The organism is Ramlibacter albus, assembly GCF_014297445.1.
Lineage (GTDB): Bacteria > Pseudomonadota > Gammaproteobacteria > Burkholderiales > Burkholderiaceae_C > Ramlibacter > Ramlibacter albus.
This window is the reverse complement of record NZ_JACORU010000001.1, coordinates 783,793-802,736: the sequence shown is the minus strand read 5'-3', so window position 1 is coordinate 802,736 and position 18,944 is coordinate 783,793. Positions and strand designations below refer to the sequence as shown.

Here is an 18,944-nt window from a genome sequence, read left to right as displayed (position 1 = left end):
CTTCATGAAGTCACGAGCGCACCCTTGCCGACGTAGGTCTTGTCGGTAAGCTGGGCCAGCGTGAAAGCAGCCACGTCCGCCCTCGAGATCTTCGGGATGCCCGAGAGTGGCAAGTGCTCTCCGTAACGGATCTTCGCGGTCTTCGGCCCGTCGGTCAGCACGGAGGGGTAGACGACCGTCCAATCGAGCCCGCTCGCGGGTAGCGCCCTCTCGCCCGCCTCCTTGTCGGCAAAGACCTTCGAGAGGAAGAGGCGCTGCGCAAGCCGCGGCACGAGAGGCACGTCGCCCTTCGTGGGGCCGACTCCAAAGGCGGAAATGTGCACCAGCCGCTTCACGCCCGCGCTGCGCATCGCCGCGACGATGGCGGGCACCGACCGTTCCATCAACCCATCTGGATTCGTGCCGTTCCCGAGGCCCAGCGAGCTGATGACGGCATCCTGGCCGCGCACGGCCGCCTGCAAGGCCTCGCCGCCCTCGGGCAAGCTGCCTTGGATGGCGCGCACTCTGGGCTGGAGTTCGCCCAGCTTCGCGGGATTGCGAACGAGCACGGTGACTTCGTGGCCCTGCTCAAGGGCTTGCGTCACGAGATGGCGGCCGGTGCCGCCGGTGGCGCCGAGGATCAACACCTTCATGACAGGCCCCTTTCGCCCGCCGCGCGGCGGGCCTAGCGGAAGATCACCGTCCGGTGCCCGTTGAGCAGCACCCGGTGCTCGCTGTGCCACTTTACTGCGCGCGCCAGCACGAGGCACTCGGTATCCCGACCGGTGGCGGTGAGCGATTCGACGGTATAGCTATGGTCCACCCGCGCCACGTCCTGCTCGATGATCGGCCCCTCGTCGAGGTCGGCCGTCACGTAGTGCGCTGTCGCCCCGATCAGCTTCACGCCGCGGTCGTGCGCCTGGTAATACGGCTTGGCGCCCTTGAAGCTGGGCAGGAAGCTGTGGTGGATGTTGATCGCGCGGCCGGAGAGCTTGCGGCACAGGTCGTCCGACAGGATCTGCATGTAGCGGGCCAGCACCACGAGTTCCGCGCCCTCGCTCTCGATGATCTCGAACTGCTTCGCCTCGGCCTGCCCCTTGTTGCCGCCCACCACCGGGATGTGGTGGAAGGGGATGTTGTAGCTGGCCGCCAGCTGGTAGAACTCGCGGTGGTTTGACACGATCGCCCGCACGTCAAGTGGCAGCAGGCCGCTTTTCACGCGAAACAGCAGGTCGTTGAGGCAATGGCCTTCCTTGCTGACGAAAATCACCGTGCGCATGGGCTGCTCGGTGGAGTGCAGCTTCCACTGCATCTTGAAGGGGTCGGCAAAGAACTTCAGCTGCTCCTTCAGGTCCTCGAAGGTGAGCTGGTCGCACGCGAAGCGCACGCGCATGAAGAACAGGCCCGTGCCGTGGTCGTTGTACTGCGCCGCCTCCTCGATGTTGCCGCCGCGCTCGTACAGGAAGCCGGAGACGGCATGCACGATGCCGGGCTGGTCGGGGCAGGACAGGGTGAGGATGTAGGCGCGGGTCATATCACGCGGATTGTCGCAGGCGGCGGGTTGCCCCACGCGGCGCTCGGGAGCATGATGGCCGGATGCGTGACACGCCCCTTCCCCGCCGCGCGGCCGCGGCCCGCGTGGGCATCGTGCTGCTCGCGCCGGCGGCATGGCCGTGCGCGGCGCAAGGCCTGGCCGCGCTGTCCAGCGCCGACGCGTCGCAGGGCCTGAAGGCCGCGCTCGAAAAAGGCGCGGACACGGCCATCCGCCTGCTCGGCGCGCCCGACGGTTTTCTCGGCAACCCGAAGGTGCGCATCCCGCTGCCCGGCTACCTCAAGGACGCGGCCAAGCTGCTCAACGCGATCGGCCGCAGCCAGCAGGTGAAGGACCTGGAGGTCGCGATGAACCGCGCCGCCGAGGCGGCCGTGCCGCTCGCGCGCAAGCTGGTGACCGACGCCGTGCGCAACATGACCGTCGTCGACGCCAAGAACATCCTCACGGGCGGCGACACGTCGGTGACGAACTTCTTCGCGGGCAAGACGCGCGAGCCGCTCACCGCGCAGTTCCTGCCTGTCGTGCGAAAGTCCACGGAAAAGGTCGCGCTGGCCCAGAAGTACGATGCCGTGGCGGGTAAAGCCACGGGCCTCGGGCTGGTGCGGCAGGAAGACGCGACAATGGACCACTACGTCACGCGCAAGGCGCTGGACGGGCTGTACCACGTGATCGGCGAGCAGGAGCGCAGCTTCCGCCGCGACCCGATGGGCAGCGGCAGCAGCGTTATCGGCCGGGTTTTCGGCGCATTGAAGTAAGCAGTTTCAGGAGACAGGCATGGCCTACAACGACTTCACCATGGACAACCACTGGTTGCCCTTCACGCCCAACCGCCAGTTCCGCAAGGAGCCGCGCGTCTTCGTCGGCGCCGACGGCATGGAGTTCACCACCCACGACGGCCGCAAGGTGGTCGACGGCATCTCCAGCCTGTGGTGCGTGGGCGCGGGCCACAACCGCAAGCCCATCAACGACGCCATCACTAAGCAGCTGAACACGCTGGACTACTCCACCGCGTTCCAGGCGAGCAACGACCAGGCTTTCATCGCGGCGCAGAAGATCGCCGAGATGGCGCCCGGCGACCTCAACCGCGTGCTGTTCTGCAACTCGGGCTCCGAGGCGGCCGACACGTCGCTGAAGGTCGCGCTGGCCTACCACCGCGCGCGCGGCGAAGGGCACCGCAACATCTTCATCGGCCGCGAGAAGGGCTACCATGGCGTGGGCTTCGGCGGCATGAGCGTGGGCGGCATCCCGGCCAACCGCAAGGTGTTCGGCACGGCGCTGCTGCCGCGCGTCGACCACCTGCGCTTCATCCACGACCCCAAGCACGCCTTCATCCACAACACCGAGCCGGTGTGGGACGAAGACCCGCTGCTCGAGCTGGAAAACCGCATCCTGCCGCTGCACGACCCGAGCAACGTGGCCGCGATCATCGTCGAGCCGGTTGCGGGCTCGGCCGGCTGGTACATCCCGCCCAAGGGCTACCTCAAGCGCCTGCGCGAGATCTGCGACAAGCACGGCATCCTGCTGATCTTCGACGAGGTCATCACCGGCTTCGGGCGCCTGGGCACGAACTTCGGCGCCGACTTCTACGGCGTCGTGCCCGACATGCTGAACTTCGCCAAGTGCGTCACCAACGGCGTGATCCCGATGGGCGGCGTCATCTGCCGCGACAAGCTGTACGACGCGATGATGAAGACGGACGCGCCGGAGCACGTGATCGAGTTCTTCCACGGGTACACGTACTCGGGGCACCCGGTGGCGTGCGCCGCGGCCATCGCCACGCTGGACCTGATGCAGAAGGATGCGTTGTTCCAGCGCGCCGGTGAGATGGGCAAGCTGCTGGGCAATGCGTTCCACTCGACGTTCAAGGGGCTGCCCAACGTGGTCGGCATCCGCAGCCTCGGCCTGGCGGCGGCGGTGGAACTGGCGCCGATCGCGGGTACGCCGGGCAAGCGCGCTTTCGACATCTACCTCGATTGCTTCAAGAAGGGCGCGCTCGTGCGGCCCGCGGGCGACGTGGTGGTGATCGCGCCGCCGTACATCGTGGAGAAGTCGCACATCGACCAGCTGGTGAACACGCTGGCGGATTCGATCAAAAAAAACGCTTAGCGCGTTTCGCCGCCGGGCCGCCCCAAGGCGAAACAGCCCCCTCGGGGGGCAGCGAACCTCGCGAAGCGGGGAGCGTGGGGGCTAACGCATACTCAACCAGATCGTGTAGAGGCTGAACAGGATCAGCAGCGCCACGATCCACTTCCCGTACTTGCCCTGCCCCGGGTGGCGCTCCGCGATCTTGAACGCGGGCGCCGCCAGGTGCGCTTCGGGCGGCAGCTCGGTCGCTTCGGCCTCCAGCATCTTCTCGATCTCTTCGTTGCGCACCGGCGCATCGTCCAGCGCACGCATCAGCCGCTCGAATGGCGGGGCGAAATCGATCGCCGCTGCGAACTCGAGGTTGCGCCTTGCGCGCATCTCGCGTTCCGCATCGTTGGCGGCCAGCCGCTTGCACGCATCCACCAGCCGCTCGTAGGGCGCGAACACGATGCCGGAAGCCGACCAGTCCGACAGCCGCGAGAACACCGACTGCTCACAGACGATGGCCACACCCTGCGCCACCGGCTGCAGGATGCGCGCGATGGGGAACAGCCCCGTCTCGTAGAAGTGCACGTGCAGCACGATGCGCGCGCGCTTGATCGCCGGCGCGAGCTCCTCGCCGAACGAACCCGCGACGACTTCCACCGTCAGCCCCGCCGCCTGCAAGCCGTCGATGATGCGCTGCCGCCGCTCGCTGAGCGTGCCGAAGAACAGCACGTCCACTTCGGGCTCGTACGGCAGGTCCGGCCGCCACGCGATCGATTCGCTCGGCACGACGGGCAGCTCGAACGCGCGTTGCTCGCCGCCGCTTTCGCGCCGCAGCCAGTCGATGTTGGCGCTGTGGTAGTCCGCCACCACCCATTGCCGCAGCCAGTTCGCGTAGTCCTCGCCCGTGACGGACTGCGTGCTCCCCAGCTGCTCGAAATTGAAGATCGCCGCTTTCGCGGGCGCGAGCTGGTCCACCGCCGGCAGGTTGGGCGGCAGCGCGCCAAGCACGATGCAGCGCTGCGCCGTGTCGGCACGGTTGACGTGCAGATCGCAGGTGTAGCCGAGCCGGCGGATCGAATCGCGCAGGCACAGCGCCGCTTCGGTGAAGGTGAAGGGCCGCGGCGCGTGCGGGTTGATCTCGGCGACGTTCACGACGCCGCGGGACGGCGCCGTCATGCCGGCGGTTTTCCGCGCGACTTGCGGAAGTCCTCGCAATAGTCCTTGCCGGTATCCACCGGCGGCAGCATCACCGACTCCGCGCGCAGCTGCGGCCGCAGGTGCTGCGGTACGCCGGCCTGCGCGTTGACGTGGCCGGAGCCGGCCAGCAGCACGACCGTCTTGCCCTTGGCCGCCGCGGCGAGGATCGTGCGCGCCATCGCCTGGTCGCGCGCGATCTGCACGCGGACCATCGGCGGGATCTGCGTCTCGGGCAGCATGTTGCAGTGGCCGGCGCGGATGGCCTCGCGCTGCACGCGCAGCGCAGGCTCGGGCAGCAGGCCGTCGAGCGAGGCGTCGGCCATGGCGGCGCGCATCTGTGTCGAATTGAGGTTCGAGCCGAACACCGGCGCGCCCGCGCGCACGGCGGCCATCACGGCGGGGCCGTACTGGTCCCACGGCCACGCGCTGTTGTTCCAGCCGAGCGCGGCCTGCACCTGCTGCTCCGTCGCGGCGGCCGGCAGGCCCAGCGTGCTGTGCCCGCCCTCGGCCATCTCGAGCACCACGGCCGCCAGCACGCCGCGCGCGGCAAGTGCGTCGACCACGTCGCGATGCAGCTTCTGGTGCTCGGGCGCGTCGTGCTGCTCGCCCAGCAGCAGGGCGGGCACGGGGCCTTCGGGGGGAATGGGGTTGAATGCGGCGCAAGCCGCCAGCACGAAAGGCAGCAGCAAGCCAGACAGCCGGACCATGCGGCGATACTACGCCAGATGAAGGTGGCCGGAGTTCGCGTTGCGCTCACGCTGGCGCTCGCGCTGGCCGCGGCGCTCGCGTGCGTGTGGCTGCGCACGCCCATCCCGTGGATGATCGGCCCGCTGCTCGCCACCTCGATCGCGTCCATCCTCGGCGCGCCTACGCGCAGCTACGGCCCCTTCCGCAACGCCGGGCAATGGCTGATCGGCACCGCGCTCGGGCTCTACTTCACGCCGCAGGTGGTGGCGCTCGTCGCGAGCCTGTGGTGGACGATCGTTCTGGCCATCGTGTGGGCCCTCGCCCTCGGCTGGGGCTTCGGCGCGTGGCTGCATCGCGTGAATTCCAAGGGGCTCACGGGCACGGACCAGGAGAGGCGCGTGACGACCTACTTCGCCGCCGCCATCGGCGGTGCCTCCGAGATGACCCTGCTGGCCGAACGCGAAGGCGGCCGCACCGACCTGGTCGCCGCCGCCCACAGCGTCCGGCTGATCATCGTGACGCTCTCGGTACCCTTCGCCGTGATGGCGGCGGGGCTGCAGGGCATCGACCCTTCGCTGCCCGGCCCGCGCACCTTCAGCGCCATCGGACTGGCGGTGTTGCTGGCCGCGGCGATGGGCGGCGCATGGCTCATGAACAAGACGGGACGTGCCAATCCGTGGTTCCTGGGCGCACTGATCGTGTCAATGGGCCTGACAATGTTCGGCATCGAGCTCTCGGCCATGCCGCAATGGCTGAGCAATACGGCCCAGCTGGTGATCGGCGTCAGCCTCGGCGTGCGCTTCCAGCGCGAGTTCCTCGGCAGCGCGCCGCGCTGGCTGCTGTCGGTGGCGCTGGGGACGGTCGGGATGATCGTGATCTGCGGCGTGTTCGCGCTGGCACTTTCGTATGCCACGGGCCTGCACCCGGCCACGCTCGTGCTCGGCACGTCGCCGGGCGGCATTGCCGAGATGGCCATCACGGCCAAGGTGCTTCAGCTGGGGGTTCCGGTGGTGACCGCCTTCCAGGTCTGCCGCCTCGTGGCGGTGCTGGTGCTGGTCGAGCCGCTGTTCAGGCGGCTCTACCGGACAAATGGGATTAGTGGATGACGAGCGGGTTCTGCGCAAGTTCGGCGTAGCCGTCGAGCGTGGCTTCCACCTCTTCCTGCGTGGGCGTGTTCAGCTGCCAGGCGTTGATCTGGCGCTGGAAGGCGTCGGCCCACTGGCCGTCCAGGTACACCTCCTTGTTGGACCGCTTGTCGACGATCTCGAAGCCATGGCGCGCGACGCCCGGGCCCAGGTCCCCCTCGACGGGCTGGTTCGCCTGCAGGTGCACCACGACGAACGAGTCGGAGTCATAGAGCATTTGCATCGTGTATTCCTTCTGGTCCTTGTAGTTGGCAACGTTCATGCCCGTTTCAAGGTGCACCGGCCGAACGTCGGAAAGTACCGGGAATGGCCTTTCCCATGCCTTTCAGGGTAGGCAAACACGAGCTCAGGGCCTGTCGGCACCGGACCAGCGCTGGTCCACGGAATCCCCGTTTGGGTTTGTCAGACGCAGCCGTACCGGCGCGTAGTCCAGCCCGGGGGCCAGCCACAGCTCCACCTTCACGTCGTACTCGCGCCGCGGGGCGCGCTGCAGCTTCAGGCCCGGCATTTTTCCAGCGGGAAGGTCCAGCACTTCCTCGCCTTCGACGGTGAAGATCCAGTTCTCGACCTCGCTGGTGCTCGCGGTGGGCACCGTGAGCGTCGTGCCTTTGGGGAAGCGCTGCGGTGCGCCACCCACCATCGCGCACAGCTGCACGACGATGCTCAGGCGGTCCTGCACGCCGGGCGGCAGGGGCGCGTCGGGCTTGTTGTTGCTGAACACGATCCGCTTTTCCCCGCGCACGAAATGCGTGGCCGCTTCGTTGCGGCTGCGGTCGGAAAAACGCACGGGCGCGAGGCCCTCGGAGGTGAGCAGGCCGGTGCTGCGCTGGACGCGCTTGGGGAACATGCCGCCGCCGGCTTCCAGCACCGCTTCGTACTGCCGGCCGTCGTGGCGCCAGAGCAGTTCGGCGGTGCTTCGCAAGGTAAGACCGAAGCGTTCGGCGACGAGTTCGTACTTCATGCGGACGGACTCGGGGATGGCGTACGCCTGCGTGGCATTGACATCCGCCGCGTCCACCTTGCCGAGCTCGACGTCGGTGCCGGGCGTGAAGGGGATGTTGGGCTGCGCGGTGGCTGCCACTTGCGGCTCCGGTGCCGGCGCGGCGGCTTCGGCTGTCGCGGGTGCGGCAGAAACCGGCGCCGCGGGCGACGGCTCAGGCTTGGGTTGTGGCGCAACAGCGGGCTTGGCTTGCGGTGCCTGCGCAACCGGCCTCGGGGCAGGTGCGGGCGCAGCGGGGCGTGGCGCTTCGATCACGCGCGTGGTGAACGCGTGCGTGGGCAGCTGCTGCGGCCGTGCCAGCGAAATCGCGGCCGGCGCGAGGTCCAGCAGCACGGCGTGCGAAACGAGCACGACGGCCGCCAGCAGGGCGAGCTTCTCGGGCGGGGCGCGCCTGTCGGTCATGTGCGAGGATCGTGTCCAATCCGGTTCACGCAATCCTAACTGACACCCACGATGAAACTCGCCACCTACAAGGATGGCTCGCGCGACGGCCAGCTGGTGGTCGTCTCCCGCGACCTCTCCACCGCCCACTACGCGACCGGCATCGCCGCGAAGCTGCAACAGGTGCTGGACGACTGGGGCTTCCTGTCGCCGCAGCTGCAGGACTTGTACGAGACGCTCAATTCCGGCAAGGCGCGCCACGCCTTCCCGTTCGACGCGAAGCAATGCATGGCGCCGCTGCCCCGCGCCTACCAGTGGGCCGACGGCTCCGCCTACATCAACCACGTCGAGCTGGTGCGACTGGCGCGCAACGCCACGGTGCCCGACAACTACTACACCGAGCCGCTCATGTACCAGGGCGGCAGCGACGATTTCCTCGGGCCGTGCGACGACGCACCATTCATCGACGAGGCCTGGGGCATCGACTTCGAGGCCGAAGTGGCGGTGGTCACCGGCGACGTCCCCATGGGCAGCTCGCCCGAGCAGGCGCTCGACGGCATCCGCCTCGCCATGCTCGCCAACGACTGGTCGCTGCGCCACCTCATCCCCGACGAGCTGGCCAAGAGCTTCGGCTTCTTCCAGAGCAAGCCGGCCACCGCCTTCAGCCCCGTGGCCGTCACGCTGGACGAATTCGGCGGCGCGTGGCAAGGCGGCAAGGTGAACCTGACACTGCAGGCCCAATGGAACGGCCGCACCGTCGGCATGTGCGACGCCGGCCAGGAGATGACTTTTCACTTTGGCCAGCTGATCGCGCACATCTGCAAGACACGCAATGTGCGCGCCGGCAGCATCGTGGGCAGCGGCACCGTCAGCAACCGCGCCGTCGAAAAGGACGGCCGCAAGGAGTGGGTGAAAGGTTACTCCTGCATCGCGGAAAAGCGCGCGATCGAAACCATCCTCGACGGAAAGCCCTCGACCGATTACATGAAGTTCGGCGACACGATCCGGCTCGAGATGAAGGGCAAGGACGGGCAGAGCGTTTTCGGCGCCATCGACCAGAAGGTGGCGAAGCGGGGCTGATTGCCAAAGCCCGGCGCCGTCGCTATAAGGCGGCGATGACTCCTCGCGCTTCACGCGATTGGGCTCGCAGGCTCGCTGCGTATGCCCTCGCCTGCGTGGCGTTGTTCGCGCCGCAGGCCGCGCCGGCGCAGGAGCGGCCCAAGGTGGTCGGGCAGATCTTCGTCGGCAACGAGGAGTCGTCGCGCCGCAACCTCAAGCTGTTCCTGGATGCCTTCCGCGAGCTGGGCTACATCGAGGGGCGCAACTTCCGGTTTGCGACGCGCTACGCCGAGGGCCGTTTCGAAGACGGGCCGCGCCTGTACGAAGCGCTGCAAGCCGAGGGCGCGCAGGTGATGATCGCCGGCACCTACCAGCTGATGGTCGCCGCCACGCGCCTGCCGGGGCGGCCGCCCACCATCCTGCTGTCCTGCGGCGCCGAGCGCTTCGCGGATGCGCCGCGCGCCGGGCGGCACTTCACCGGCATCAGTTGCCTCTCCGTCGAGCTCGCACCCAAGCAGCTCGAGGTGCTGCGCGAGCTGTTCCCCGGGCAGGCCCGCGTGGCCGTGCTCCACAACCCGGAAAACCCGACGGCCGTGGCGGAGCTGCGCGAGGTGCGCATCGCCGCCGCCAAACTGGGAATGGACGTGCGCGTCCACGAAGTGCGCCATCCGCGCGAGATCGAAGGCCGTTTCGCAGAGATCGGCCGGGACGGCGTGCGAGCCGTACTGGTGATGTCCGACGGGATCTTCTTCGCCGAGCGCCGCAAGCTCGCCGAGCTCGCCACGCGCAACGGGCTGGGCCTGATCTCCAGCTTTCCCGACTACGCCGACGCGGGCGCGCTGCTCTCCTATGGCAGCACGCTGGACGAGATCATCCGCCGCGTCGTCGCCATGGCCGACAAGATGCTCAAGGGGACACGGCCGGAGGACATCCCGTTCGAGCAGCCGACCAAGTTCGAACTGGTCCTGAACCAGAAGACGGCACGCGCCTTGAACCTGAAGATTCCACCGGGCCTGCTCGCGCGGGCCGACCGCGTCGTCGAGTAAGGAGTAGGTCCTTGCGCGTACCGCGCTGCAAACATTTACAAGTTCCCGATTGAAGCGGGTTGCGCAGCTCTCTACGATTCGCGGATGCACAGGATCAGCGGCCCGTATCGTGGATATTTCGTCGCCGCGTACACCATGGAAGTTCGCGGTGGGTTCGTCGGCTATGGCGAGGCGTCGGAGTCGCGGCCGCCGAACGCGTGGCGCGCCAAGGGCCATGGCGACTACGCCAGCAGCATCTACCCCAGCGAGTTGCAGGCGCTGGTGGCCGCGGAGCACAAGGTGCGGCTCGAGATCGAGATGCTGCCCCCCAGCTGGGCGCCGTTCACGGTGCCCGGCACGTTGGCCGACTCCCAATAAGACTTCACAAACGCAGCCACGGGGTGCCCTTCACCTCGGCCTGCGCTTTTTCGAGCGCCGCCAGGAACGACTGGCACCACCAGTGCACGTCCTGCCGGCGGATGGTCTTCATCAGGTGCTCATGGCGCTCGCGCCGCTCCTCCAGCGGCATGGAGAGCGCGAGCTGGATCGCCGCCGCCGTGCCTTCGGTGTCGTAGGGGTTCACGAGCAGCGCCTCGCGCATCTGCTCCGCGGCGCCGGCGAAACGTGACAGCACCAGCACGCCCGGATCCTCCGGGTTCTGGGCGACGACGAACTCTTTTGCAACGAGGTTCATCCCGTCGCGCAAAGGTGTGACCAGCCCCACGCGGCTCGCGCGGTACAGGCCCGGCAGGCGCGCGCGGGCCACGGTGCGGTGCAGGTAGCGCACCGGCATCCAGTCCAGCTCGCCGAAGTTGCCGTTGATGGAGCCGCACAGGCTTTCCATCTCCTTGAGGATGTCGTTGTACGCCTCGACGTCCTCGCGGCTGGGCGACGCGATCTGCACCAGCGTCGCACTGTTGCGCGCCTCCGGGTACTTGTCCAGCAGGTGGCGGAACGCGCGCATGCGCTGCGGCAGGCCCTTGGAGTAGTCGAGCCGGTCCACGCCCACCAGCAGCTTGCGGCGCGAGTACTCGCTGCGCATGCGCTCGTACATGTCGCGCCCCTCGGGCGCGTGCGTGAGCGTGGTGAACTCCTCCACGTCGAGGCCGATGGGAAACGCATTGGCTTCGAGCGTGCGGCCGAACGCGCGCCAGCGGTGCTCCTCGACCTGCTGCGCATGCGCTTCCGCCGTCACGTAGCCCGCGAAATGCGAGAGGTCGGCCTGGCTTTGGAAGCCCACGAGGTCGTACGCGAATAGTGCACGGATCAACCAGTCGTGCCCCGGGATCGCGGCCAGGATCAGCGGCGGCGGCAGCGGGATGTGCAGGAAGAAGCCGATGCGCTGCGTGCAGCCCAGCGCGCGCAGTTCCGCGGCCAGCGGGATCAGGTGGTAGTCGTGCACCCAGATGATGTCGTCCGGCCTGAGCAGCGGCATCAGCTTCTTCGCGAAGAGCTGGTTCACGCGCCGGTAGCCGGCGATGTAGCCGGCGTCGAAGTCGGCGAGGTCGAGGCGGTAGTGGAACACCGGCCACAGCACGCCGTTCGCGTAGCCGAGGTAATACGAGTCGTGGTCGGCGCGGCACAGGTCCACGGTGGCGAGCTTCACGCTGCCGGCCTGCGTGACGTGCACCTTGCCCTCGCCCTGCGGCGCCTCGTCGTCGATCTTGCCGCTCCAGCCGAACCACAGGCCGCCGGTGCTGTTCAGGACGTCCGCCAAAGCGACGGCGAGGCCGCCGGCCGCGGTCTTGCGAGGATCCGCGATCCGGTTCGAAACGACGACCAGCCGGGGCTGGCCTAGATCACGGTGTCCCATGGCGCGGAAAGACGCACGGCGGCGTTGATGGTGCCGACCATCGAATACGTCTGCGGGAAGTTGCCCCACATCTCGCCCGTGACCGGGTGCGTGTCCTCGGAGAACAGGCCGACGTGGTTGCGGCTCTTGAGCATCACCTCGAAGATCTCGCGCGCCTGCCCCTTGCGGCCGATGCGCGCGAGCGCGTCGATGCGCCAGAAGGTGCAGATGTTGAACGCGGTCTCGGGCTTGCCGAAGTCGTCCGCCGCTTCATAGCGGCGCATGTACGGCCCGTCGCACAGCGTCTTCTCCAGCGCTTCCACGGTGGAGACGAAGCGCGCGTCGTGCGGGTCGATCATGTTCACTTCCGCCATCAGCAGCACGCTCGCATCGAGGTCGCGGCCACCGAAGCTCTCGGCGAACGCCTGGCGCTCGTCGCTCCACGCTTCCTTGAGGATGCGCGCGCGGATGGTGTCGGCGCGCTCGCGCCAGTAGCGGATGCGGTCCGGCAGCCGCAGTGCCGCGGCGGCTTTCGCCAGGCGGTCGCAAGCGGTCCAGCTCATGAGCGCCGAGGAAGTGTGGATGCGCGCGCGCGTGCGCAGCTCCCACATGCCCGCATCGGGCGTGTCGTAGATGCGGAAAGCCTGCTCGCCCACCGCCTCGAGGTACTGGAACTCCGCGCGCGTGGCGGGCTTGAAGAGGCGGCGGTCATGGAAAGCCTGCGCGGAGGCCAGGATGATGTTGCCGTACACGTCGTGCTGGAAATGCTCCTGCGCCTGGTTGCCCATGCGCACCGGGCCCATGCCGCGGTAGCCGGGCAGGTGCTCGACGATCGCCTCGGGCAGCTTCTCCTCGCTGCCGATGCCGTACAGCGGCTGGATGTGGCCGCCGCCGGAGCGCACCACGATGTTCATCAGCCAGCGCAGGTACTCCTCCATCGTCGCCACTTCGGAGATGGAGTTGAGCGCGCGCACGACGAAGAACGCGTCGCGCAGCCAGCAGAAGCGGTAGTCCCAGTTGCGGCCGCTGTGCGGTGCCTCCGGGATGCTGGTGGTCATCGCGGCGATGATCGCGCCCGTGTCCTCGTACAGCGACAGCTTCAGCGTGATCGCGGAGCGCACCACGGCGTCCTGCCATTCGAGCGGCAGCGAGAGGCTGCGCGACCACTGGCGCCAGTAGGAGACCGTCTCCTGCTCGAAATTGCGCGCGGTCTCCTCGATGCCGGTCTGCAGCGTCTCGTCGGGCCCCAGCAGGAAGTTGAGCGGGCGGTCGACGAGGAAGAACGTCTCCGAGAACACGTACGACAGCGGCGCGTCGGTGTTCAGCCGCAGCGTCATGGCCGGCCCGACGAAGCGGATGTGGGTGCTGCCCTGCGTCACCACCGGCTTCGCGCGGCCCCAGTCGAAGCGCGGGCGCAGCAGCACGCGCATGCGCGGCGAGCCGCTGATCAGCTTGACGCGGCGCACGAGCGTGAGCGGCCGGAACATGCGCCCGCGGCTGGTGAAACGCGGCGCGAAGTCGGTCACCTCGATGCCCTGCCCGCGCGAGTCGTACAGGCGCGTGACGAGCACCGCGGTGTTCGGCTCGTAGAACTGTTCGCTGCGCGCATAGTCCTCGATCTCGAACTGCCAGAACGCGGCGTTCTCGCTCGGGTCCAGCAGGCTGTTGAACACCGGGTCGCCGTCGAAGCGCGGCAGGCAGCACCACACCATGCGGGCGCGCGTGTCGACCAGTGCGTTGTACGCGCAGTTGCCGATCACACCCAGGTTGAGGTCCGGCTGGTAGTTGTTGTTGTTCATGGCGTGGTGGTCCTGGTGGATTTCGCGGCCGCGGCCGCCTCGAACTGGTGGCGCAGCGCCGCCGGGTCGGGCAGGCGCTGCCAGGCGCAGGTGGCGCCGTCACCGACCTTGATGCCCAGGCCGCCGGCGTTCTGCACGGTGGAGAAGCCGACTTCGTCGGTGATGTCGTCGCCGATGAAGATCGGCGTGCGGCCGGCGAAGGGCGGCTCCTTCATGAAGGCTTCGATCGCGCGCCCCTTGCTGGCGCCGCCGGGCTTGGCTTCGACGACCATCTTGCCGCGCAGCAACGTCAGGCCGGGGGACTTTTCGACGGCGGCGCGCATGGTGTCCAGGCACTCGGCTTCCAGTTGCGGCGCCTGGCGGTAGTGCAACGCGATGGAGCCGCGCTTGTTCTCGACGAGCAGGCCCGGGTGGCGCGCTGCGAGGCTGCGCGCCGCATGCTCGACCGCATCGAGCGGGTGCGTGGACAGCAGGGTCACCTCACCGCTCGCGCCGCGGCGCTCGGCGCCGTGCACGCCTGCCACGGGCAGCTTCAGCGGCGCGAGGAAGTCGTCGATCTGCTCGATGGGGCGGCCGGAGATCACGGCCACGGCGCCGCCCAGGTAGGTGTGCAGCCAGCGCAGGTGGTCGATGAGGCCGTCGGGGACTTGCACGGCCTCGGGGTTGGGCGCGATGTCCACGACGGTGCCGTCGAAGTCGAGGAACAGGGCGCACGATGGGCAGAGGATCTCCAGCAGAGTCATGCGTGCAGAAGGTAGCAAAGGCGCCGGCTGCCGAACAGGCGGCGTGGACCCTTGGGCGGGTAGGAAGCCGCCTACAAACGGCCGGGCAGGGTGCTGCGGGGGCTTTGTCGGACGGCGCACAATCGCCCCCATGGCTGACTACACACGCTACAAGACGCTGAACATCACGCGCCGCGGCGCCAACGACTCGGTGCTCGACATCCAGATGCGCGCGCTCAACGGCAAGCTGCCGACGGCCGGGCATGACGGGCACCGCGAACTCACGGAAATCTGGCGCGATGTCGGCGCTGACGACTCTGTGCGCGTGGCGGTCCTGCGTGGCGAAGGCCAGGGCTTTTCCGGCGGAGGTGACCTCGCATTGGTGCAGGACATGGCCAGCGACTTCGAGGTCCGCGCGCGCGTGTGGAAGGAAGCGCGCGACCTCGTCTACAACGTGATCAACTGCGACAAGCCGATCGTGAGCGCGATCCATGGTCCGGCGGTGGGTGCGGGGCTGGTGGCGGGTTTGCTGGCGGACATTTCTATCGCGGCCAAGGGCGCGAAGATCGTCGACGGGCACACGCGCCTCGGCGTGGCCGCGGGCGACCATGCCGCGATCGTGTGGCCGCTGCTGTGCGGCATGGCCAAGGCCAAGTACTACTTGATGCTGTGCGACCCGGTGAGCGGCGCCGAGGCCGAGCGCATCGGGCTCGTGTCCCTTGCTGTCGACGAGGACCAGTTGCTGCCGAAGGCGTATGAAGTTGCGGACCGGCTCGCCGCCGGTTCGCAAACGGCGATCCGCTGGACCAAGTACTCGCTGAACAACTGGCTGCGCCAGGCCGGGCCGGCGTTCGACACCTCATTGGCCCTGGAGTTCATGGGGTTTGCGGGGCCCGACGTGCGAGAGGGCGTGGCGAGCCTGCGTGACCGGCGTCAACCCAAGTTCTGACGGGCTGGGATAATCGCGCCCATGCAGCCCCTGCGCCAAGCCCGCTTCCTCGCCCGCCTCGTGCTGGCGTGGTTCGTGTTCGCGCTGGGTGCGGCCATCGCCTCGCCGCTGGTGAAGCCGCAGGCGATGGAGCTGGTGTGCTCGGGGTCCGGCGCGATGAAGCTGCTGGTCAAGGGCGACGATGGCTCGCTCGCCCAGGTGAAGCACACGCTGGATTGCCCGCTTTGCACGACTGCCGGTGCTCCGCCGCCGGTGGTGTGCGCCGAGATTCCTGCCGCGCAGCCCCTCGGCCGCGCAGTCCAAGCTATTCCTGCCGCGCACATCGCGGCCCTCACCGCGGCGCCAATACCGGCGCGCGGGCCACCTGCTTCGCTGTCGTGACCTGAGCGGGCGGGGTCATCGCGACTTCGCCTACCTTCACCCACACAGCGGAGTTTCCATGCATCACATCCGCGCCGCGGCCCTCGCCGCCGCGGCACTTTCATCCGCCGCCCATGCGGCGCACGAACTGCCCGCCATCCAGGTGCAGGGCGGCCGGCCCAGCTCGTTGCCGGCCGAGATCCCCGCCACCAAGGAGGGCATCACGCGTGAGCAAATCGAGCAGGGCATCAACGCCTCCGACAGCGAAGACGCCCTGAAGTACCTGCCCAGCCTGCTGGTGCGCAAGCGCTTCGTCGGCGACTACAACCATGCGGTGCTGTCCAGTCGCGCCTCGGGCACCGGCAACAGCGCGCGCTCGGCGGTTTATGCGGACGGCATCCTGCTGTCCAACTTCCTCGGCAACGGCGTGGGCGGGCTCGCGTTCCCGCCCCGCTGGGGGCTGGTGACGCCGGAGGAAATCGAGCGGGTCGACGTGATGTACGGGCCGTTCTCCGCGGCTTACCCGGGCAACTCGGTCGGCGCGGTCGTCGAATATCTCACTCGCATGCCGCGCGCCTTCGAAGCGCACGGCGCGTTGACGGCCACGGTGCAGCCCTTCGACCTGTACGGCACGCACAGGACGTATCGCACATGGCAGGCCAGTGCGTCGGCGGGCAACCGCCATGGGCCATGGTCCTGGTGGATCAACGCGAACCGCACCGACAGCGACGGCCAGCCGCTCACGTACGCGACACGGCTCGCGAGTGCCGGCGGTGCGGCCACGGGCGTGCCCGTCACCGGCGCAGTGCCGGCCCGCAACAACGCCAACCAGCCCTGGTACCTGCTGGGCACCGGCAGCGAGTACGCGACGCGGCAGGACCACCTGAAAGCCAAGCTCGCGTACGACGTCACGCCTACGCTGCGCGCGTCGTACGTTGCAGCGCTGTGGCAGAACCGCTCCGACGGCAAGGTGGAAACGTGGTTGCGCGACCCGCAGGGCGCCGCGGTGACGACGCGCAATGTCGTGATCGACGGCCGCGGCTACACCTTGGCGGCGGCGGACTTCGCGGCGACGCAGGAAAACCTCTTGCACGTGATGCATGGCGCAAGCCTCAAGACTCACACGCGCGGCGTGTTCGACTGGGAAGCGTCGGCCAGCCTGTATGACTACGCGCGCGACGAGAAGCAACAGGCCGGCACGCGGTTCGACGGCTCTGGCACCGGCTGGACCACGCTTGCATTGCGCGGCGCGTGGCGCCCGGGCGGCGAGCAGGGAGCGCACATCGTAGAGTTCGGCGCGCAGCAGGATCGCTATGCGCTGCGCTACGTCGCCACCGGCGCGGCGCCGAGCGACGTGCGGGGCGACACGCAGCTGCGCAGCCTCTGGGCGCAGAACGCGTGGCGGTTCGCGCCGAAGTGGAAGGCGGTGCTCGGTGTGCGCGCGGAGCAGTGGACCGCGAGCGATGGGCTCACGCAGATCGGCGCCGCAGTCAACACTGCGTGGCCGCAACGGCGCGAGTCGCACGTCTCTCCCAAGGCATCCGTGGCGTGGCAGGTGCGGCCGGATACCACGTTGAAGGCATCGCTCGGCCGCGCGTTGCGCATGCCCACCGTCGCGGAGCTGTACGGCGCCACCTCCACCGTCAATTCGCAGTTCATCAACGACCCTTCGTTGCGCGCGGAGCGTTCGTGGACGGGCGAACTGAGCGCCGAGAAGCAGGTCGAGAACACGCTGCTGCGCGCGACCTACTTCGCCGAACGCACGCGCGACGCGCTGTACTCGCAGACCACGCTGGACACCGCGGCCAACCGCAACGTCTCGCGCGTGCAGAACGTCGGCCGCATCCACACGCAAGGTCTGGAGCTCGCCGCGAGCGGCAGCGAAGGGCGGCTCGACTTCAACGCGAGCCTCACGTACACGGACTCGGTGATCAAGGAGAACGCCGGCTTCGTGGCCACGCCGGGCGACACCCTCGGCAAGCGCCAGCCGAACATTGCGCGGTGGCGTGCGAGCGGCCTCGCGACCTGGCGCTTCACGCCGGCACTCACCGGCAGCGTGGGTGCGCGCTACAGCGGCCCGCAGTTCCGCACGCTGGACAACAGCGACGTCGATGGCGCCACCTACATGGGCGTGAGCCGCTTTTTCGTGGTCGACCTGCGCGCCCGCTGGCAGTTCGCCCCGAACTACAGCGCCGCATTCGGCATCGACAACGCGGGCAACCGCAGGTACTGGAATTTCCATCCCTATCCCCAACGCAGCTTCTTCGCGGAGCTGAAGGCAGGCTTCCAATGAAACACGCCCTCATCCTGCTCGCCGGATTCGCCTTGTTCGCCGGCGCCGCGCACGCGCACGTCGGCCTGGAGTACGAGGTGGCGAACGCCAGCTCCTCGTACAAGGCCACTTTCAAGGTCGGCCATGGCTGCGACAAGTCGCCCACCCGCCAGCTGAGCGTGCAGGTGCCGCCCACGATGGGCAACGCACGCCCGATGCCCAAGCCCGGCTGGACCCTGGAAGTCCAGCGCCAGGGCGAGGCAGCCTCTCGCATCACCTGGACCGCCCGCACGCGCGAGGACGCCTTGCCGGACAATCAGTACGACGAATTCGTGCTGGTCGCGCAGGCGCCCGCGCAGCCCGGCACCGTCACGTGGCAGGTCGTGCAGGTGTGCGAACAGGGCCGTGCCGAGTGGGCGCCGAAGCTCGAAATCCTCCCGTCGGCCGGAGGCGGCCACAAGCACTGAACAAGGACTCCCCATGACCCGCAAATTGCTCGCAGCCGCCGCGCTGCTCGCCGCCGCCGTTTCCGCATTCGCGCAGCCGGCCCCCGTGAAAGCCGAAGGCGCCTGGATGCGCCCCGCCGTCCAGGGCCAGGGCGCCACCGGCGCCTACGTGGTGCTCACCGCGTCCGAGCCGCTGACCCTGGTCGGCGCCAGCTCGCCCATCGCGGAAATCGCCGAGATCCACGAGATGAAGATGGAGGGCGACGTCATGCGGATGCGTGCCGCGCCCGAGGTCAAGCTCGAGCCGGGCCGCAAGGTCGAACTCAAGCCCGGCGGCCTGCACGTCATGCTGATGGCGCTGAAGATGCAGGTGAAGGCCGGCACGCAGGTGCCGCTGACGCTGCAATTCCGCAATGCGAAGGGCCAAACCAGCAAGCTGGAGCTGCAGGTGCCTGTGCAGGTGCAGGGCGGCAACAACCCGCACAAACACTGACCGGTGCGCGCGG

The 18,944-nt window shown here is 68.4% G+C and carries 20 protein-coding genes; 11 read left to right on the top strand and 9 right to left on the bottom strand.

All coding sequences use genetic code 11. From position 1 onward, the window contains the following. Positions 1–2: 2 nt before the first annotated feature. The gene (locus H8R02_RS03815; protein ID WP_187080002.1) at positions 3–632 is read right to left on the bottom strand and encodes an NAD(P)-dependent oxidoreductase; all 630 of its coding nucleotides are present in this window, start codon (positions 630–632) and stop codon (positions 3–5) included. Between the two features lie 32 nt (positions 633–664). After that, positions 665–1,513 carry a formyltetrahydrofolate deformylase gene (purU, locus tag H8R02_RS03810; protein WP_187080001.1) on the bottom strand — a complete coding sequence of 283 codons (849 nt, stop codon included), beginning with the start codon at positions 1,511–1,513 and terminating at the stop codon, positions 665–667. A 62-nt stretch (positions 1,514–1,575) separates the two neighbouring features. Between purU and H8R02_RS03805 the strand changes: the two genes are divergently transcribed. Further along, on the top strand, positions 1,576–2,286 hold the full coding sequence (locus H8R02_RS03805) for a DUF4197 domain-containing protein (protein ID WP_187080000.1): 711 nt from the start codon (positions 1,576–1,578) through the stop codon (positions 2,284–2,286). 19 nt (positions 2,287–2,305) lie between these two features. Next, entirely contained in the window at positions 2,306–3,637 is a 1,332-nt protein-coding gene (aptA, locus tag H8R02_RS03800; RefSeq protein WP_187079999.1) for an omega-aminotransferase AptA, read from the top strand. Positions 3,638–3,718: 81 nt separating this feature from the next. On the opposite strand, the gene H8R02_RS03795 is transcribed toward aptA, so the two are convergent. Together H8R02_RS03795 and H8R02_RS03790 are read right to left on the bottom strand one after the other, a co-directional pair. Further along, entirely contained in the window at positions 3,719–4,780 is a 1,062-nt protein-coding gene (locus tag H8R02_RS03795) for a CgeB family protein (protein ID WP_187079998.1), read from the bottom strand. Further along, positions 4,777–5,508, bottom strand: a complete 732-nt coding sequence (locus H8R02_RS03790; protein WP_187079997.1) for a ChaN family lipoprotein — start codon at positions 5,506–5,508, stop codon at positions 4,777–4,779. Before H8R02_RS03790 ends, H8R02_RS03795 begins: the two co-directional genes overlap by 4 nt. A gap of 18 nt (positions 5,509–5,526) precedes the next feature. Here H8R02_RS03790 and H8R02_RS03785 point away from each other — a divergent pair, with 18 nt between their 5' ends. Next, positions 5,527–6,594, top strand: coding sequence for an AbrB family transcriptional regulator (locus tag H8R02_RS03785; RefSeq protein ID WP_187079996.1), 1,068 nt, complete (start codon positions 5,527–5,529; stop codon positions 6,592–6,594). Here the strand turns inward: H8R02_RS03785 and H8R02_RS03780 are convergent. Further along, positions 6,584–6,856 (bottom strand): BTH_I0359 family protein, encoded by a 273-nt coding sequence (locus H8R02_RS03780; protein ID WP_187080588.1) that lies wholly within the window; start codon positions 6,854–6,856, stop codon positions 6,584–6,586. The two genes, H8R02_RS03785 and H8R02_RS03780, sit on opposite strands and share 11 nt — an antisense overlap. A gap of 123 nt (positions 6,857–6,979) precedes the next feature. Continuing rightward, positions 6,980–8,035: a DUF3108 domain-containing protein gene (locus H8R02_RS03775; RefSeq protein WP_187079995.1), complete on the bottom strand. Its 1,056-nt coding sequence runs from the start codon at positions 8,033–8,035 to the stop codon at positions 6,980–6,982. Positions 8,036–8,086: 51 nt separating this feature from the next. On the opposite strand from H8R02_RS03775, the gene H8R02_RS03770 reads away from it, so the two are divergent. The 3 genes from H8R02_RS03770 (at position 8,087) to H8R02_RS03760 (ending at position 10,476) form a co-directional block, all read left to right on the top strand. After that, positions 8,087–9,094 (top strand): fumarylacetoacetate hydrolase family protein, encoded by a 1,008-nt coding sequence (locus H8R02_RS03770; RefSeq protein ID WP_187079994.1) that lies wholly within the window; start codon positions 8,087–8,089, stop codon positions 9,092–9,094. Positions 9,095–9,129: 35 nt separating this feature from the next. Next, the gene (locus tag H8R02_RS03765) at positions 9,130–10,119 is read left to right on the top strand and encodes an ABC transporter substrate-binding protein (RefSeq protein WP_187079993.1); all 990 of its coding nucleotides are present in this window, start codon (positions 9,130–9,132) and stop codon (positions 10,117–10,119) included. Between the two features lie 84 nt (positions 10,120–10,203). Further along, complete coding sequence (locus tag H8R02_RS03760; protein ID WP_187079992.1) at positions 10,204–10,476, top strand: hypothetical protein; 273 nt, start codon at positions 10,204–10,206, stop codon at positions 10,474–10,476. 4 nt (positions 10,477–10,480) lie between these two features. Here the strand turns inward: H8R02_RS03760 and otsA are convergent, their stop codons facing one another. From otsA to otsB, 3 genes are read right to left on the bottom strand one after another with little or no spacing between them, the layout of a single operon-like run. After that, a complete protein-coding gene (otsA, locus tag H8R02_RS03755; protein WP_187079991.1) occupies positions 10,481–11,911 on the bottom strand; it encodes an alpha,alpha-trehalose-phosphate synthase (UDP-forming) in 1,431 nt (476 codons plus the stop codon). After that, positions 11,893–13,689, bottom strand: a complete 1,797-nt coding sequence (locus H8R02_RS03750) for a glycoside hydrolase family 15 protein (RefSeq protein ID WP_187079990.1) — start codon at positions 13,687–13,689, stop codon at positions 11,893–11,895. Before H8R02_RS03750 ends, otsA begins: the two co-directional genes overlap by 19 nt. Next, positions 13,686–14,432, bottom strand: coding sequence for a trehalose-phosphatase (gene otsB, locus H8R02_RS03745; protein WP_187079989.1), 747 nt, complete (start codon positions 14,430–14,432; stop codon positions 13,686–13,688). Before otsB ends, H8R02_RS03750 begins: the two co-directional genes overlap by 4 nt. Positions 14,433–14,562: 130 nt before the next feature. Between otsB and H8R02_RS03740 the strand changes: the two genes are divergently transcribed. Genes H8R02_RS03740 through H8R02_RS03720 form a run of 5 tightly spaced genes read left to right on the top strand, consistent with a single transcriptional unit; the run spans position 14,563 to position 18,931 of the window. Beyond that, positions 14,563–15,360, top strand: coding sequence for an enoyl-CoA hydratase/isomerase family protein (locus H8R02_RS03740; RefSeq protein WP_187079988.1), 798 nt, complete (start codon positions 14,563–14,565; stop codon positions 15,358–15,360). A gap of 21 nt (positions 15,361–15,381) precedes the next feature. Further along, positions 15,382–15,741 (top strand): DUF2946 domain-containing protein, encoded by a 360-nt coding sequence (locus tag H8R02_RS03735; RefSeq protein ID WP_187079987.1) that lies wholly within the window; start codon positions 15,382–15,384, stop codon positions 15,739–15,741. 58 nt (positions 15,742–15,799) lie between these two features. Then, positions 15,800–18,013, top strand: a complete 2,214-nt coding sequence (locus tag H8R02_RS03730; RefSeq protein ID WP_187079986.1) for a TonB-dependent receptor — start codon at positions 15,800–15,802, stop codon at positions 18,011–18,013. Next, positions 18,010–18,459 (top strand): YcnI family copper-binding membrane protein, encoded by a 450-nt coding sequence (locus H8R02_RS03725; RefSeq protein ID WP_187079985.1) that lies wholly within the window; start codon positions 18,010–18,012, stop codon positions 18,457–18,459. The genes H8R02_RS03730 and H8R02_RS03725 overlap by 4 nt, the downstream gene beginning before the upstream one ends. Positions 18,460–18,472: 13 nt before the next feature. Then, positions 18,473–18,931 (top strand): copper chaperone PCu(A)C, encoded by a 459-nt coding sequence (locus tag H8R02_RS03720; protein WP_187079984.1) that lies wholly within the window; start codon positions 18,473–18,475, stop codon positions 18,929–18,931. Positions 18,932–18,944 lie beyond the last annotated feature (13 nt).